This window comes from Vibrio ouci, from assembly GCF_004551525.1.
Taxonomy (GTDB): domain Bacteria; phylum Pseudomonadota; class Gammaproteobacteria; order Enterobacterales; family Vibrionaceae; genus Vibrio; species Vibrio ouci.
In genome coordinates, this window is the sequence record NZ_SATR01000020.1 from 36343 (window position 1) to 53452 (window position 17110).

At 43.2% G+C, this 17110-nt stretch carries 16 protein-coding genes and 1 pseudogene; 8 read left to right on the forward strand and 9 right to left on the reverse strand.

The window, feature by feature from the left end; all coding sequences use genetic code 11:
- Positions 1–21: 21 nt before the first annotated feature.
- Positions 22–1584, reverse strand: coding sequence for a murein biosynthesis integral membrane protein MurJ (gene murJ / locus ELS82_RS13795; RefSeq protein ID WP_134835984.1), 1563 nt, complete (start codon positions 1582–1584; stop codon positions 22–24).
- Between the two features lie 247 nt (positions 1585–1831).
- On the opposite strand from murJ, the gene rpsT reads away from it, so the two are divergent.
- A complete protein-coding gene (gene rpsT, locus ELS82_RS13800; protein ID WP_004410238.1) occupies positions 1832–2092 on the forward strand; it encodes a 30S ribosomal protein S20 in 261 nt (86 codons plus the stop codon).
- A gap of 94 nt (positions 2093–2186) precedes the next feature.
- Here the strand turns inward: rpsT and ELS82_RS13805 are convergent, their stop codons facing one another.
- The gene (locus ELS82_RS13805) at positions 2187–2483 is read right to left on the reverse strand and encodes an ArsR/SmtB family transcription factor (RefSeq protein ID WP_053441210.1); all 297 of its coding nucleotides are present in this window, start codon (positions 2481–2483) and stop codon (positions 2187–2189) included.
- Positions 2484–2642: 159 nt separating this feature from the next.
- A complete protein-coding gene (nhaR, locus tag ELS82_RS13810) occupies positions 2643–3533 on the reverse strand; it encodes a transcriptional activator NhaR (RefSeq protein WP_134835985.1) in 891 nt (296 codons plus the stop codon).
- A gap of 411 nt (positions 3534–3944) precedes the next feature.
- Here nhaR and ELS82_RS13815 point away from each other — a divergent pair, with 411 nt between their 5' ends.
- The 6 genes and pseudogenes from ELS82_RS13815 (at position 3945) to ELS82_RS13840 (ending at position 9808) form a co-directional block, all read left to right on the forward strand.
- Positions 3945–5090 (forward strand): Na/Pi symporter, encoded by a 1146-nt coding sequence (locus ELS82_RS13815; protein ID WP_134835986.1) that lies wholly within the window; start codon positions 3945–3947, stop codon positions 5088–5090.
- A 595-nt stretch (positions 5091–5685) separates the two neighbouring features.
- Positions 5686–6702 carry a radical SAM protein gene (locus ELS82_RS13820; protein ID WP_134835987.1) on the forward strand — a complete coding sequence of 339 codons (1017 nt, stop codon included), beginning with the start codon at positions 5686–5688 and terminating at the stop codon, positions 6700–6702.
- On the forward strand, positions 6699–7739 hold the full coding sequence (locus ELS82_RS13825; protein WP_134835988.1) for a hypothetical protein: 1041 nt from the start codon (positions 6699–6701) through the stop codon (positions 7737–7739). The genes ELS82_RS13820 and ELS82_RS13825 overlap by 4 nt, the downstream gene beginning before the upstream one ends.
- 9 nt (positions 7740–7748) lie before the next feature.
- Entirely contained in the window at positions 7749–8249 is a 501-nt protein-coding gene (locus ELS82_RS13830) for a hypothetical protein (protein ID WP_134835989.1), read from the forward strand.
- Between the two features lie 26 nt (positions 8250–8275).
- Positions 8276–8584: pseudogene (locus ELS82_RS13835) on the forward strand (Na/Pi cotransporter family protein); the annotation flags it as partial.
- A 189-nt stretch (positions 8585–8773) separates the two neighbouring features.
- Positions 8774–9808 (forward strand): IS110 family RNA-guided transposase, encoded by a 1035-nt coding sequence (locus tag ELS82_RS13840; RefSeq protein ID WP_134835990.1) that lies wholly within the window; start codon positions 8774–8776, stop codon positions 9806–9808.
- A 377-nt stretch (positions 9809–10185) separates the two neighbouring features.
- On the opposite strand, the gene ELS82_RS13845 is transcribed toward ELS82_RS13840, so the two are convergent.
- Genes ELS82_RS13845 through rppH form a run of 5 tightly spaced genes read right to left on the reverse strand, consistent with a single transcriptional unit; the run spans position 10186 to position 15492 of the window.
- Positions 10186–11037, reverse strand: coding sequence for a thymidylate synthase (locus tag ELS82_RS13845; RefSeq protein WP_134835991.1), 852 nt, complete (start codon positions 11035–11037; stop codon positions 10186–10188).
- A 9-nt stretch (positions 11038–11046) separates the two neighbouring features.
- Positions 11047–11868, reverse strand: a complete 822-nt coding sequence (gene lgt / locus ELS82_RS13850; protein ID WP_134835992.1) for a prolipoprotein diacylglyceryl transferase — start codon at positions 11866–11868, stop codon at positions 11047–11049.
- A gap of 56 nt (positions 11869–11924) precedes the next feature.
- Positions 11925–12689, reverse strand: coding sequence for a sulfite exporter TauE/SafE family protein (locus ELS82_RS13855; protein WP_134836058.1), 765 nt, complete (start codon positions 12687–12689; stop codon positions 11925–11927).
- A 35-nt stretch (positions 12690–12724) separates the two neighbouring features.
- On the reverse strand, positions 12725–14971 hold the full coding sequence (gene ptsP / locus ELS82_RS13860) for a phosphoenolpyruvate--protein phosphotransferase (protein ID WP_134835993.1): 2247 nt from the start codon (positions 14969–14971) through the stop codon (positions 12725–12727).
- Between the two features lie 2 nt (positions 14972–14973).
- Positions 14974–15492, reverse strand: a complete 519-nt coding sequence (gene rppH, locus ELS82_RS13865; RefSeq protein WP_006878813.1) for an RNA pyrophosphohydrolase — start codon at positions 15490–15492, stop codon at positions 14974–14976.
- Positions 15493–16112: 620 nt separating this feature from the next.
- Here rppH and mutH point away from each other — a divergent pair.
- Positions 16113–16778 carry a DNA mismatch repair endonuclease MutH gene (gene mutH / locus ELS82_RS13870; RefSeq protein ID WP_134835994.1) on the forward strand — a complete coding sequence of 222 codons (666 nt, stop codon included), beginning with the start codon at positions 16113–16115 and terminating at the stop codon, positions 16776–16778.
- On the opposite strand, the gene ELS82_RS13875 is transcribed toward mutH, so the two are convergent.
- Entirely contained in the window at positions 16775–17086 is a 312-nt protein-coding gene (locus ELS82_RS13875) for a DUF6482 family protein (protein WP_134835995.1), read from the reverse strand. The genes mutH and ELS82_RS13875 overlap by 4 nt on opposite strands.
- Positions 17087–17110: the final 24 nt, after the last annotated feature.

Below are 17110 nucleotides of genomic sequence, written 5' to 3' on the forward strand. Positions count from 1 at the left end.
CGGATTATATACTAATCAGGTTCACTCTGTCGCTGCTTTTAAGTCTTTTAACCGAACACCTAAAAGGAGCAAGGTTACTAGATAAGCCGCAGCACCTAATCCAATCAACATCACCAGTCCCGTCGCCCGCTCAACAAAGCTCCAAGTCAGCCAAACAGACATGTCTTCTAATTGCCACAATATAGCAGCGACCATTAAGCCACCAGCAATCACTAACTTGATAATAAACGTGATGGTTCTACGTGTTAGCTTGTACACCCCAGCGAGATGCAAACCACGATAGAGTAATGACATATTGACGAAGGCAGACAGCGCAGTCGCGATAGCCAAGCCCACATAACCATAGAACCAGGCAAAGATAGCATTGAACACCATATTGGTGACCATAGCGATAATGCCGTACTTAACTGGAGTTTTGGTGTCTTGTCGAGAGTAATATCCCGGCGCTAATACTTTGATCAGCATGAAGTTTAATAGGCCTGATGCGTAAGCAACCAAAGACATCGATGCAAACTGAACATCTTGCGGGCTAAATTCACCACGCATAAATAGCACCATCAGCATAGGTTTAGCGAGAACCATCAACCCCAACATCGCCGGAATACCAAGCAACGTCACCATACGTACGCCCCAGTCCATAGTTTGGGCGAAGCCGTCACTTTGCGCATCAACGTGTTTACGCGACAGCGCAGGAAGGATTACCGTCGCAATCGCAATACCGAACAGACCAAGAGGGAACTCCAATAAACGGTCTGAGTAATAAAGCCAACTGATTGAGCCAGTTTGTAAGAAACTGGCAATGAAGGTATCAAACAAAAGGTTAATTTGACTCACTGACACACCAAACAGAGCTGGAATCATCAGAGTGCGAATTTTGACAACACCAGGATCGCGCCACCCCCACTTTGGCCTAATCATGACGCCTGCTTTAATAAGGAAAGGAATCTGGAACAAGAACTGCACGAGGCCACCAAGGAATACACCAATAGAGAGACCAATTTCTGGCTGCTCTAACTGAGGTGCGATATACCATGCCGACAAGATGATCATGACATTGAGGAAGACAGGCGTAAAAGAAGAGACCGCAAACTTACCCATGGTGTTGAGTATTGCTCCCGACAGAGCGACAAAAGTAATGAACCACAAATACGGGAAAGTAATTTTGAGCATAAAGCTCGCTAGCTCAAATTTTTCCGCCGAAGGTCCGCCATTCATCCAATCAAGGAACCAGCCGAAACCGAACAGCGCTGTCACCACACCCGAGCCTAAGACGCCAAGTAACGTAACAATAGAGACAATCACCCCAAGGGTACCCGCCGCTCTAGCGATCAGCTCACGGGTTTTGTCCATGTCTCCGGCGGCATGGCTCTCAGTTAATACTGGAACAAAGGCTTGTGAAAATGCCCCTTCTGCAAATAAGCGGCGCAGAAAGTTAGGAATTTTGTTAGCAAAGAAGAAGACATCTGCGCTCGCCCCTGCCCCCATTAAATTGGCAACAACAACGTCTCGCACTAAGCCTAAAACGCGAGAAATCAATGTCATGGCACTTACAATCATGCCTGACTTGAGTAGACGTTTACTCACAATAACCTCGGGATTTGAAAATTTTGCCTTACTTTACACTAGGAATGTCATAACCAGAGCAGATTAGTATTAGCATTGAAAAAAAAATACTGTTAGAATCCCCGCCATCTTAACCGTGAAGACCTTTCATTCCAAAATTTGTTTGGCTCGATTGGTTTTTGCACAAATTATTTGACATTTAAGAGCAAATAGGGGATATTCCTCGCCCTTAAATTGTCACTGAACTAAGTTTTTGGGAGTTAGACCCTTGGCAAATAGTAAATCTGCTAAGAAGCGCGCTATCCAGGCTGAGAAACGTCGTCAGCACAACGCTAGCCGTCGCTCAATGATGCGTACTTACATGAAGAAAACTGTTGCTGCTATCGAAGCTGGCGACAAAGCTGCTGCAACTGAAGCATTTGCTACAGTTACACCAATCCTAGACCGTATGGCAACTAAAGGCCTTATTCACAAGAATAAAGCTGCTCGTCATAAGTCTCGTTTCGCTGCTGCAATCAAAGCTCTTTAATTAGAACTCTGATTATACAGTGAAAGAAAAAACCGGCTTGCGCCGGTTTTTTTATATCTAAAATTCAGGTTATCAACTCAAAGAAAAGAAGTATTTACTCGCTACAGTAAAGATCATGCAGCAACTGGATCATCGCTTTCACTTCTTCACTGCTGAGAGTGTAGTAAACTGTCTGCGCTTCTTTGCGAGTATTCACTAACCCATCACGCCTTAACCATGCAAGGTGCTGAGAAAGTGCCGATTGGCTTAGTTCAAGCTTACTACACAGCTCTCCGACTGACAGTTCTTGGTTATGCAGCAAACACAGAATCTGTAGGCGACGTTCATTTGCCATCGCCTTAAGTAGTACTACCGCCTGTGCAGAGTTTTTTTCCATCTCTTGTAAATTCATCGGCTACTACCCCTAAAACTATCTAACAACAAGGATTACCTCTCGCTATCCCACAACCAAACTATATAACCACAATTTAAGTAATGAAATTTAACGAGAGTATTTCAAATACTAATCGAATTGTTACAACTAATCTATTTGTTCAAATGAAAAAGGTTCTTAATTAAACAAGGTTGTGAAGTCTGCATCACAAACATTCTTCACTGCAGGGTGTTGAATCATTCGTTCTGCAAAGATGACGTAGTACTCTTCTTTCAACTCTTCGATATGACCAATCAACTGTAGAGGGAGGTCACTCTCAACCTCTGTTACGTATATAGAAGGCGCTAAGAAGATCACATCATGGTGGTAGCGAGCAAATGATTTCATCAATGCGACGTCATCAAACTCACCTAAGATATTCGGCTTTAAGCCTTGGCGATCAAACCACTGCAACACTTTACGCCCCATCGCAGTCCGACTGCCAGGGATCAGCAATTTTCTTTGCTCTAGTACCGCAGGGAAACTGACGTTGTCGACATTACCAGAGCAGAAGAAGCTCATGTTCGACTCGCCAAGCTTTTTACTATACAAACCAGGGCTTTGACTCGAATCAACCGGACAATCTGACAAGATCATATCCAATTTATGTTGAGCAAGCTGCTCAAGTAGCATTTCGTGGGTGGACTCAAAGCAACGCAGATGAATGCTGTTATCATCCGGCACTGTGGTCATTAAGATCTTGCTGACTAATCGCTTTGACAACGCATCTGCCACACCGATATCAAACAAGATGTTCGAGCGTTGGCTGTAATTCACGATATCCAACATCTCGTAGCTCAAACCAAACATACGGTCAGCGTATTTAAACACTAGCTGTCCAAGCTCTGTTGGCTCTAAACTGCGGCCATTTCGCTTAGTCAGCTTACCCTCCATACGCTCTTCTAATGCTTTAATCTGCCCAGTGACAGTTTGCGGGGTCAGGAATAGTGCATCAGCCGCTTTGGTGACTGATCCCTGTTTGCACACCATCCAAAAGTAATAAAGGTGGTTATAGTTTAAGTGCGACATCAACAGATACCCTTGTTAAGCGAATACGATGGTTATATCAGAAGCAAACCATGACAACAATAACTCGACAAAACTAGTGCTAATTGATGATTTAATTAAGTTTTACCGAATTTCGATTTTATAATATGACAATTCGCTGTCATAAACTTCTACTCACGCTAAATTCTTTGTGTTTTTTTTCGATTCTCGTCACACCTTTTAATCGGCCAAAAATAACAAATAAAGCATTTAAAATTCAACACTTTAAGTGTAATGTAAATTTCCAATTACACACAAAAACTCATCACCCGAGCAAAAAAAAAACCATTACACACAACTGTAATATTACTGAAATATTTCCCCTCTAACATCGGCCTCAGTTTCAACAACAGACCAAAACAAAGACATTAACGGTCCACGGAGAAAATGATTATGAACCAAGCTACTACTACAGCGGCGCCGATTTCGAGCACTACTCGCTGGTTGCGCTGGGCTAACTTGGCATTCATGTTGTATCTGCTACTTCTAGCGGTATCTATGGTAGGTAGTGGTTTCAAATGGGCAACTGGCGACCAAGCTAAAGTTCTATTTGAATTTGCCTCTCACCCTGTAGCAGGTTTGATGATCGGTTTAGTTGCAACCGCACTTATCCAGTCTTCAAGTACAGTAACTTCCATTATCGTGGGCTTAGTAGCCGGCGGCCTTCCGGTGGAAACTGCAATCCCAATGGTTATGGGTGCAAACATCGGTACAACAGTAACGAACACGCTAGTTTCTCTAGGCCACGTTCGCTGCAAAGAAGAATTTAAACGCGCATTTGCAAGTGCGACGATTCACGACTTCTTCAACCTATTAGCGGTAGCCATTTTCCTACCTCTAGAAATGATGTTCGGCATTCTTGATAAGATCTCACACTGGCTAGTTTCTCCATTCCTAGCAACAGGTGATATGAGCATCAAAGGCCTAAACTTCATCAAACCAATTACTAAGCCAGTTGTAAGTGCTGTTAAGGAGCCACTAGCAACATTCGGTGACCAAGTTGGTGGCGTTCTACTTATCGTTCTGGGTATCGCAACAATCTTCGTTGCAATCACAGTGATGGGTAAACTAATGAAGAGTCTAATGGTTGGCCGTGCTCGTGAAATCCTGAAGAATGCAATCGGTCGTGGTCCAATTCACGGCATCGTATCTGGCTCTGTGGTAACAGTACTTGTTCAGTCTTCTTCTACGACAACAAGTCTAATGGTTCCACTGGTTGGTTCAGGCGTTCTTAAAGTACGTGATGTTTACCCGTTCACTCTTGGTGCAAACATCGGTACATGTATTACGGCTCTACTAGCAGCAACAGCGGTGTCTGGCGAGTTCGCAGTATTCGCCTTACAGATTGCTCTAGTACACCTAGTGTTCAACATCATGGCAACAGTATTCATCTACGGCATCCCGTTCCTACGTGAACTACCAGTGAAAGCCGCTGACTTTATCTCTGATATGGCAGTGAAGAACAAAGCAGTCGTTGCAGGTTACCTTCTAGCAGTATTTGTAGCGCTGCCAGGTACTATCCTAGCGCTGACAGCTTAATACTAAAACCATCGCTTATTGAAAGCCCGCTACTTAGGTAGCGGGCTTTTTTGTGTTTGGACGAAAGCGAGTCAAAGGCTTATTGAGATTCCCTACTCACTTCTTCTTCTCACAGTTGAGGTGACGCAATCAGGTCTAAACTGCATGCTTCTGAGTTATACGAACACTTTACACTACAAAAAACGAAAGATAGTAGATAGAGCTAGCTCTAGACGTCAGTTATAAGGACAGAAAGTGAAATTCAAATCGTCGAGAGTAACGAAGATATGAAGCAAGTAACCGAAGCGCCCCCTCTTTCTAATAAACGAAATAGCTACATCAAAGAAGTATTCAGGTAACTATTTCAAACCCATTTATCCCTAAATGAGTTTAGGCTTTGGCCTATTCTTTGTAGCAAATCCATCATGCAACTTATTTCCAGCCTCACAGAGTAGATATTACTTCAAACTAAAGAGCCTCCAAACGTAAACTGCCAGTCAATATGCCACCAAGTTAATAACTTGTGATCGAAATCCAAATAACAACGACAATCACTATCATTAGCACTAGCCTTTAAAGTAAGATGCTTTCAAAAAGTTAATCTTTGGTTTGGTCAATGTTTAAAACAGAAATCTCCCCAGAAACGCTAACAATATTAACAACGTATCAATGCACTGCTGCTTGTAAGGACTGTTGTTTTGAGTGCACTCCACAAGTATCAGTGAAGCTTACGGAAGAACAGATTAAAGATGCGATTCTACAGGCTAAACTGAATTTCCCCCTTCTGAAGCAGGTTGTGTTCTCTGGTGGTGAATGCTTTATGCTCAAAGACACTCTATTTCGCTCGATAGCATTGGCAACCTCTCTAGGGTTGGTAACAAGGTGTGTTACAAATGCTTATTGGGCAAAGAATCGCTCAAGGGCTAATGAAATTGTCAGAGAACTTTCTAATTCAGGCCTTACAGAAGTAAATATCAGCACGGGATTAGATCATCAACGCTGGGTTTCTTTAAACACAGTTGTTAATGCCTTAGAAGTTCTCGTTAGTCATTCAATCTCTACATTGATTACCATTGAATCAGATACAGAAACATCAACATGCTTAAGTGACTTAACTCAAAACCAGCGTGTACAAACCATCAGAAAAGAGCACTCGGAAAAATTTACTCTTCAGGTCAATGCGTGGATGCCTTTTCATAAAGACTCAGTGACGCGGCAAGTTATAGATATCAAAGAAATTGAGGGGGGATGTGATCAGTTGTTTAATAATTGTGTCATAACTGCAAATGGGGAGATTGCAGCATGTTGTGGCCTTACATTGGAACATATTGATGAAATTAAAGTTGGTAAGATAAATAACCTATCAGACTTCATTATTAACCAAGAAGATGACTTTCTTAAACTCTGGATTTATACCGATGGCCCAATTGGGATAATTAAAACATTAATGGGTTTTGACTATTTCAAAGAGCACAATGTTCATCACCAATGCCAAGCCTGTGTCATGTTACATAAAGATGAAGCCATCAAAAAACAATTATCAAGCACCTGGAAAGAGCATTTGATACCAACAATTCAGAAGTTTAATTTGAAGAAAAATGGCATAAGTGTTAAGAAAATGGAGTATGTATGAATAAGAAATATTTGACTTATGGTGTAATCGGGACGCTTAGCACGACTGGAGCGTCGGTTAATGCTTTACCTGATGAAAACTCCAATCGGCTATATGGAAAACCTAAAAGTTTAGAGGTTGTCCCTACAAAAGAAATAACCCCACTACGACTGTCTATGTCAAGAGCTGGCTTACCATCCTATGTTTGGGAGGATATTGAGGAATTAAACAAGATTTGGTCAAAAATGCATAGAGAACGATTACCCATTGTCAATTATGTGAACATTCTCGATCGAGCCTCTTTACGCACTGAGACTAAGCACATTTTAACCCAAGATAATGCTTATAAGATTCTTAAGCTAATGGCATCCCCTTCTGTAACTGGTATGGTAAATAATCAAGATTATGAAGGTCTATTGACGGAGTTAGATAAGCTTGGACTATGGAACACCAACGATGAAATAAGCTTGCAAAACAAGTTCCAAGAAATTTTTACTGCAAATGACCAAATTAGCTCTCAAGTTCAAAAAAGCCTTTCAGGAGTTGAGAACCTAGAATTTGATAACGATATTCAATTCTTACAGCGTAATATTCAACCCAATATGCAAGAGAGCGTTGTAGCAGCAGCTGCTGTGGTCGTAGTTGTAGCAGTTGCAGCAGCGACTTACGTGGCGGCGGCTGTAAACGTAGCTGCTGCTGGTAACGTCATCGCATATTTAGCAGTAGCTGTAAATGCAGCGGTCACAGTGCAAGGCAATGTAGGTGTAACAGGAGGCTCAGGAGTTCATGGTGGGCCAAGTTGCGGCAGCTGCCATGAAAGCTCTTTTTCTAGAATGACCGCTCAATCTAATCACAACTTTAAGACCATGACGTACTTAGCTGCCATCAATAATAATCAAGAAATTATGTCATTAGCGCATAAAGATTTCCAAAAAAAAGAAGTCCGTGCAATTATTAATGCTGCATTGAATACGGGATTAATTCACATTGAAGATGATAAAAAAGAAAAAGTTTTTTTAGTATTGGATAAAGTGGTCGATTCAAGTTTCACATATTAGGAGAAAGTTATGAGTGAAAGTCTAAAGATAGACTCTAGTATTTACATATGGTTAATTGTGATCGTTTTTGTATTACCTACAGTCATAACACTAATTTCTGAATTTTTTTTCACTAAACGCCTGACATTAAAGGTTTCAGTGTTAGCAGTATTTATAATGGGAGTTGTAACTGTTGCTCTTTCCTATCAACTCCAAGGAACTAAAGTTATAGTTACTGATAATAAACTGGTATTAAAAAGTATGTTTTATTCATCGGAAGTTCTTCTAGAAGACATTACTTCGGTAGAGTCTTTTGCACAAGAGTTGCCGACGCAATATTACTTAATACAGCGAACTAACGGTATTCAACTACCAGGTTACTTTTCGGGTCATTATAAAACACACAACAAATTAGATTCATTTGTACTTGCTACATACCCACCTTATTTAGTTGTTACAACACGCGATAAGTCACTTTTCATTTTTTCTGGTTCAGATGCACTTAGAAAAGCGTTGTTAAAAAGCCTCTAGCAACATTTGGTAACTAAGTTGGTGACATTCTAAAGGTACGTGACGTTTACCCGTTCACTCTGGGCGCTAACATCGGTACATGTATTACGGCTCTACTAGCAACAGTAGTATCTGGCGAGTTCGCAGTATTCGCTCTACAGATTGCTCTAGTGCACCTAGTGTTCAACATCATGGCAACAGTATTCATCTACGGCATCCCGTTCCTACGTGAGATTCCAGTGAAAGGTGCAGACCTTATCTCTGACATGGCAGTGAAGAACAAAGCCGTTGTTGCTGGTTACCTACTAGCAGTATTCGTTGCGCTACCAGGTACTATCCTAGCGCTGACAGCTTAATACTAAAACCATCGCTTATTGAAAGCCCGCTACTTAGGTAGCGGGCTTTTTTTGTGTTTGGACGAAAGCGAGTCAAAGGCTTATTGAGATTCCCTACTCGCTCCTTCGTCACTCTCGATGTATGGACTCCCTCCCTCAAGAGGGTACTAGAATTTATGGTGACCAAACCTAAACTCAAGGAGTCCATACATGAGAAAGTCTATAACCATTGCTATCGATTTGGCAAAAAGCTCTTTTCAAGTCTGTAAGCTCAACGGCACTTCTTGTGAGTTCAATAAGTCATTCACGCGCAACAAATTAAAGTCGTGGTTAATCCAACAACCATCGGCGACTGTTGTTATGGAGGCATGCGCTACCGCCCATTATTGGGGACGGTTTTGCTCAGAATTAGGACATACTGTCCAACTTATTGCCCCTAAATACGTTACCGCCTTTCGTAGCGGTCAAAAGACCGATAAAAATGATGCTATTGCGATTGCTGTCGCTTCTCAGCAACCCAATGCTAGGTTTATTGCGCTGAAGTCTGTTGATGAGCAAGCGTTGCAATCTATTGAAAGGATACGCCAGCACCTTAACAACTCGATGACAGCTACGGCCAATATGGCGCGTGCTTTAGTTGCTGAGTTTGGATTGGAAATACCTAAAGGAGTGAGCGCCTTTAAACGCCGTATTCCTGAAATATTAGAAGACGCAGAAAATACTTTGCCTGATATTTTGAGGGAGCATATCGCTAAAACATTTGACCTGTATGAAACACTATCTAGACAGAAAGATGAGCTTGAATCCCAACTCGCCAACCATCTTAAATGTCATGAGTCGTGCAAAAAACTAGAAGCACTAGAAGGTGTTGGCCCCGTTAATGCCCTAGGCCTTTACCTTTCCTTGGGGGCCACTGGGGGAAACTTCAAAAATGGTCGAGAAGCATCAGCCTGTATAGGTCTTACACCAAAACAACATAGTACTGGCGGAAAAGTTGTTTTGCTCGGTATCAGCAAAAATGCAGCCCAGAAACGATTACGTTCCAATTTAATCCAAGGTGCACTTTCAGTGGCAAGGCAAGTTGAAAAACGGGAGCCTAAAAATCAAAAAGAAGCTTGGCTCAAATCCCTTATTCATAGGGCTGGACTGATGAAAGCGGCGGTTGCTCTGGCGAACAAAACGACAAGAACGGCTTGGGCACTTTTACACTACGGAAGTGAATATCAACTTCCAAGCACAACATAAAGGCCCTAATAACGTAAAGCACATCCTGATATAGCGAAGAACAGGTAAGACCGACCTTGAAGAGCCAGATCATTCCATTGGGTAATCCCCGAGTTCTCGAAATGGCATCAAGGTGCGAATACATCTAGGGTCAGAGTTAGCTACTCATCAAAACCCGAATATACGCATGCATCTAATCTATTCTCGCTAAAAAGGTTGTGTTTACTTGGGAGTCCATATATGGAATGACAGGTTCAACTCCTCTTGAAGGACGAAGTTCTCTCTCTATTCTCGGAACGCAGTGTTCTCATAGCAAAGCGTTTTATAGGGCGCAGCCCACTCCATCACCTACAAAAAAGCCGCCTATGAAAGGCGGCTTAGACAATTAAACTTGTTCGTTATACCGAGAACGGATACTTAATCGCTTCGTGGTGCTCGTAACCTTCGACCCAGAAGTCATCCAATGTTACCCAGGTTTCTAAATCTTCAAGAGACTTAATCTCTGGGTTGATATGGAAAGTCGCAGCCTTTAGTGGCTCACGCTTGAGTTGAACATCACGCATAAGCTCTAGCTGATCTTCATAGATATGCGCATTGACAATCTTGTGGAAGGCCTGACCCGCCTTCTTACCCGTGATCTGCGCCATAATCGCAAGAAACACGTAAACCTGAACCATATTGAAGTTAAGGCCTAGAGGAACATCACATGAGCGCTGAGTACTGTTTAAGTACAGAGTGTCACCTAATAGCGAAAAGTGATGGCTGTACATACAAGGGCGTAAACAGCCCATATGGAACTCACCTGGGTTGTAGAAATTAAGAATTTCACCACGGTCGTCAACGCCACGAGTCAGATCATCAACAATCTTACGTAACTGATCGATATGACCGCCATCTGGTTTAGCCCAAGCACGACCTTGTACACCGTACACGCGTCCCATGTCGTCTTCACCCTTACGCAAAGGGTTATTCAGCCAGGTATCATTCAGGTTGGCATTGGCATCCCAAGTCTTAGTACCTAGTTTACGAAAATCATCGGCATTATCGTAACCGCGGATATAACCAAGCAACTCAGCGACTGCTGCTTTCCAGAAGCTCTTACGGGTTGTCACCAAAGGAAACTGGTTGTTGGCTACATCGTAAGTTAGATCGGCATTAATCACGGTTAGGCAGCGTTTGCCTGTGCGTTCATTTTCTACCCACTCACCTTGGTCAACGATACGCTGACAGAGATCTAAATACTGTTTCACACCAATTCCTTACTTCGTTTGTTGTGGTAACTCGTCTTTGTAATGGCCACGCTTGTACGCCCAAACCATCATCAAAATACCAATGATCACCATAGGTAGAGATAGGATTTGTCCCATTGAGATAAACCCACCAAACAGACCTAAATGAGCATCAGGTTCACGTACATATTCTACTAGGAATCGGAATGTACCATATCCTGCCAAAAATAGCCCTGATACTGCGCCAAGAGGACGAGGCTTCTTAATAAACCAGTTCAAGATGAAGAACAGTACAATCCCTTCTAGGAACATTTCATATAACTGTGAAGGGTGACGTGGCAGTGGGCCACCATTAGGGAAGACAAATGCCCAAGGAACGTCAGTCACACGGCCCCAAAGCTCGCTGTTCATAAAGTTACCGAGACGACCCATGCCTAAACCAAATGGCACTAGCGGGGCGATAAAGTCAGCCACACCAAAGAAGGTTCGGCCATTTTTATGCGCATACCAGAACATCGCCGTAATCACACCCAGCAATCCGCCATGGAATGACATCCCCCCCGTCCATACCTTAAATAGGTAGATAGGATCTTGTAGGAACAGCTCAAAGTTGTAGAACAGCACGTAGCCAACTCGACCACCAATCACTACACCGAGGAAGCCGGCAAAAAGTAAGTCTGAAACTTGTTCTCTTGTCCAACCGCTATCAGGCTTATCTGCGCGTCGGTTTGCTAACCAAAGAGCGAAAGCAAAACCCACTAGGTACATTAAACCGTACCAACGAATAGAAAGGGGGCCAATAGAGACCAATACAGGGTCTATATTAGGAAAGGAAAGGTATCCCTGAGACATAGGACTTTTACTCTTATTAAGTTTAGATAATCATGAAGCGTATAGATGAGAGTGCCTTACAGCAACATAGTTCCAGCAACACACATTAAAAACAGCGCAAATATTTTTTTCAAAGTTGGGGTTGGTAAAGATGTCGCCAATTTCGCTCCAGTTCGAGTCATCAACATAGACGTCGAAGCAATAGCGATAAGTGCAGGAAGGTATACGTAGCCTATGCTGTACGCAGGTAAAGACTCGACCTTATAACCATGCATAATAAAACCTAGCATGCCTGAGATCGCAATCATACAACCGCAAACAGACGAGGAACCGACCGCTTTACGCATTTCAATACCGTGGCGATTAAGAAAAGGCACCGACAAAGAGCCACCACCGATACCCGCTAGGCTGGAAATCATGCCAATTCCAGTACCAATCCCCATAGTGACTGCATTACTAGGCATGGTTTTAGCAACCTTACCTTTCAGTGAAAACAGCATTTGCACAGCGAGACATAAAATAATCACACCAAACACTTTAGGTAGGTATTGAGAGGGTATCCATTCAGCGACTTTAGCGCCTAAGAAGCCGCCGACCACAACGCCTGGCATTAACCACTTCACAACATACATATCAACATTACCGAGTCTGAAGTGATTCAAAGCAGATGAACCCGAAGTTGCAATGATGGTTGCAAGAGACGTCGCCAACGCAATGTGCATGCTGACACTAGGGTCAATCCCTGCCATAGGTAACAAAAATAGCAGCGCTGGAACAACGATCAAACCGCCGCCGATGCCCAATAGCCCAGCCATCACACCGACGAAGGCACCAAGCACCATAAATGCGAGAACTAATTCAATTAACACAAACAACCTTACTTATTACCAGCACGGATAAAGCCAGCAAAGCCCTTATCTTCGAAAAATGTCTGCATCATAGTATATATGTCATGACCATAAGGCTGTATCAGCGCTTTGTCAGCAAGAGCTTCAAGTTCGTTTACGTCAGTATGGCGCAGCAGATATTTCACTTTGGCCACGTTTGAGGTATTCATACTCAGGCTACGGTAGCCTAAACCGACCATAAGTAGCGCACCAATCGGATCACCAGCCAATTCACCACAGATACAAACCGGCAGCTTCAGCTGCTGACAGCTCTTATGAATATGACTTAGCGCCATAATCACTGAAGGGTGCATGGATTCGTAAACATCGGCCACTCGAGCATTGTTGCGATCCACAGCTAAGAGATATTGAGTTAAGTCATTGGTACCAATTGAAACAAAATCAACTTTACTCGCAATCAATGGCAGTAAGTAAATCATCGACGGCACTTCAATCATCACGCCGATCTCTGGCATACGAACACGCTCGTCAAGCTCAGAGACTTCATCATAAGCGCGCTCTATCAGCTCAATTGCGTCATCCAATTCCTGCGCACCTGACACCATTGGCAACAGAATACTCAAGTTTTGATGACTGGCGCTGGCACGCATCATAGCGCGAATCTGCATCAAGAAGATATCCGGGTGGTCTAAGGTAAAGCGAATGCCACGCCATCCCAAAAATGGGTTGTCTTCTTCGATTGGCAAATATGGCAGTCCCTTATCACCACCAACATCAAGGGTACGCATCACCACGCGTTTATCGGGGTAGCTGTTCATTACCGCTTGATACTGCTGAGTTTGTTCTTCTTCAGAAGGAAAGCGATGCTGAAGTAAGAAGGATATTTCCGTTCGATACAGCCCTACCCCATCTACACCTTGGTTGATAGCGATATTTGCATCGGCGCTTAAGCCGGCATTGAGCATCACTTCGACCCGCTCACCATCTTTAGTAAACGCAGGCTCTTCGATGCGTTGATTAACCTTTTTGGCTAATTCTCGTTCCTGATTGGCCAGTGAACGGTACTCACGTAACAGCTGTTTGTTTGGCGAAATGAGGATCTTACCGCTGTAGCCATCGACCACACCTAACTTCCCCTTAATCACTTTAGGATTAAGGTTAGCGCCCATAACAGCAGGAATCCCCAGCGCTCGGGATAAGATTGCAGCATGGGAATTGGCTGCGCCCTCAAGCGAGATCACTGCGAGAAGTTTCTCTTTGGGTACCGAGGCGAGCAAGCTTGCCGTTAACTCTCGAACCACCAGAATGACTGGCTTTTCAATAACCTGACGATCTTGTGCAGTATTGTGCAAAAAGAACAATAAGCGCTGGCCCAATTCACGAATGTCTTGAGCTCGTTCGCGTAGGTAAACGTCCGACATGCGCGCAAAACGGTTGGAGTAAGACTCAACCACTTGACGAAGCGCCCAGTCAGCACGATCCCCTTTTTGAATCTGCGCTTTTAAGTCTTTGCGCAGCATCGGGTCATTTAGTAAGTGAGTAAAGAGGTCAAAAATAGCCAGTGCATCTTTGTTAATTTCACTGTCTAATTTTTTGCGCATCCGACGAAAATCGCCCAACGCCTCTTCGATGGCCAGCAGTAACCACTCTTGTTCACGTTCGACATCAAGCGTGGAAGCAGGATAGACATTTGACAGATCTGGTTGAGTGTCATCCCACCACAACTCACCAATTGCTACCCCAGATGAGGCAGGTACACCACGGATCGCTTGTTGTTTTTTCTCTAAACGCCAATGGCCTTGGGTTTGCGCATGAGCAATGATAACTGCAAGCTGAGCAGCAAGAGTCACCAAGAAGGACTCTTCCATTTCATTAAACAAGCGCGGTGATTTTTGCTGGACGACCAATACCCCAAGCACCTGCTTGCGGTAAATAATTGGTGTACCGAGAAAGCTTTGGTAAATCTCTTCACCTAGCTCTGAGAAGTATTTAAATTTGGGATGTTTAGACGCCTCAGCGAGATTCAAAGGTTCAGCACTACGTTTAACTAAACCAACCAAACCTTCACTGAAACGAATATGAATCTTGTCACCTTTGAAACGCAGCCCCTGAGTCGCCATTAACTCTAAGCGCTGCATTTCTTCATTGGCCAGATAGACAGTACAACACTCAGTGTTCATGGCACTGCATGTTTGCTTTACTAGAATATCTAAAGCCTGATGAACCTCATCTACTTTAGATACTTGTTCAACTATGTCCCTTAGCTGAGAAAGCATGTCTATCCTCTTCGGTGTTTACGTTTACCTTTGACTCTGCGTTCTTTAAATGGCATCGCCATCGATGCAAACTCTTTCATTGCGCGTCGATATACATCACGCTTAAAAGAGACCACTTGTCGCACTGGATACCAGTAACTTACCCAACGCCAACCATCAAATTCAGGGGAACTACCTCGCTGCATATTGATCCGTGACTCATCACAATCTAAGCGCAGTAGAAACCATTTCTGTTTTTGGCCGATACAAACAGGTTTAGAATCCCAACGTACAAGTCGTTTTGGTAGTTTATACCTTAACCAGTGACGACTTGTCGCAACGATTTTGACATCTTTCTTAGTAAGACCAACCTCTTCATACAACTCCCTGTACATTGCTTGTTCAGGGGTTTCACCTTCATCAATTCCGCCTTGCGGGAACTGCCAAGAGTGTTGTCCGTATCGTTTTGCCCAGAAGACCTGACCATGGCTGTTACAGATTACAATTCCCACATTTAAGCGGTAACCATCGCCATCTATCACTGGCCAACCTCTAATAAATTCTTAATTACAGTGATTTTTCCACATATCCCCAGTAGGAGCAAACTTACTAGTGTGACTCACACAAAAAATATTACCTTCCTCTTAAATAATGAATAACTTTTAATCAAATAAGAGGTTACTCACACGCATGTGAGACATAGCCCACATTTATTCACCTTTTCTGTGTATAACTATGTGAAGAATCAATGAGAAAGTGATCAATAAACGAACACGCTTGAAGTGCGATGGATTTACAGCCACCAAGAAAAATAAATTATATCTTTTAAAACAGTAAATTACAGGAAAGCCGACACATTATTTGACGCATAAGATCTAAAAAACACAAGCCTCACACAGATCGGTTAAAGATCAATCAACACTGCATTTATCCACACTGACTTACAACGGACTGAGTAATAACTTGAAAAAACAAGTATTTTATCACCAAGAAATCACTGTTAATTTATACATAACTAACAAATATAGACTATTTTATTGCCTAGCCTGTGGATAACCCGTTAAGTGATGATCTTTTGCACATAACGATCAATCTTAGTCGATTCGAAATTTGCATAGATTCCGCTACAATAGCGCCCTATTCATAGATAAATCGACGGCACATGAAATCAGAACCTCAGTCAGAACTAGAATTGCTTGAACGAGCGAGTAACATTGCAGGCATTAGCTTTCAAGAACTCGCTGATGAAGCAAAGATCGAGGTTCCACCAGATCTTCGCCGCGATAAAGGCTGGGTTGGTCAACTGCTCGAATGGCACTTAGGGGCAACGGCAGGAAGCAAGCCAACTCAAGACTTTGAGCAGCTAGGGATCGAATTAAAAACCATCCCAATTAGTTATTCAGGAAAGCCTCTAGAAACCACCTTTGTCTGTGTTGCCCCTTTAGTCGGTGTACACGGGCTGACATGGGAAACCAGTCACGTTAGAAATAAGCTGTCTCGGGTTTTATGGGTTCCTGTCGAAGGAGAGCGCGAGATTCCCTTAGCAGAAAGGCGCGTCGGTTCACCACTCATTTGGTCACCAAGTGAAGAAGAAGAACTGCAGCTAAAAACGGACTGGGAAGAGCTAATGGAAATGATCGTGCTGGGCCGTGTCGAACAGATCAACGCCCGACATGGTGAAATGCTCCAATTGCGCCCCAAAGCGGCCAATAGCCGAGTATTAACCGAAGCGTATGGGGCCAGTGGTAAACCAATAAAAACCCTCCCAAGAGGGTTTTACCTAAGAACACAATTTACTGCTCGTATTCTAGAGCAGCATTATATTTAATGCGTCGTCAGAGACAGTTCCACATCGTGGTATAACGGCCCATCGCCGACACCAAATTCATCATAGGCGTTGTGCAAACGCAAATAAGCTCTCTCTACTCCCAACCGTAATAGCTCTTCTTTCACTAACTCCAGCGAGTCAAAATGGATCGGTTCATCATCGACTTTGATCGGCTCTAGCTTGTGTTTATATTCGACGGCTAATAAATACTGAGATAAATCGGAACAACCAATCACAAACACCTTCGGTGGCTGGTAGCTGTCTTTATGGTGTCCATGGATCCATTTATCTAACTGACTTTTTTGCATAATTCACCTCCATAAAACAGTATT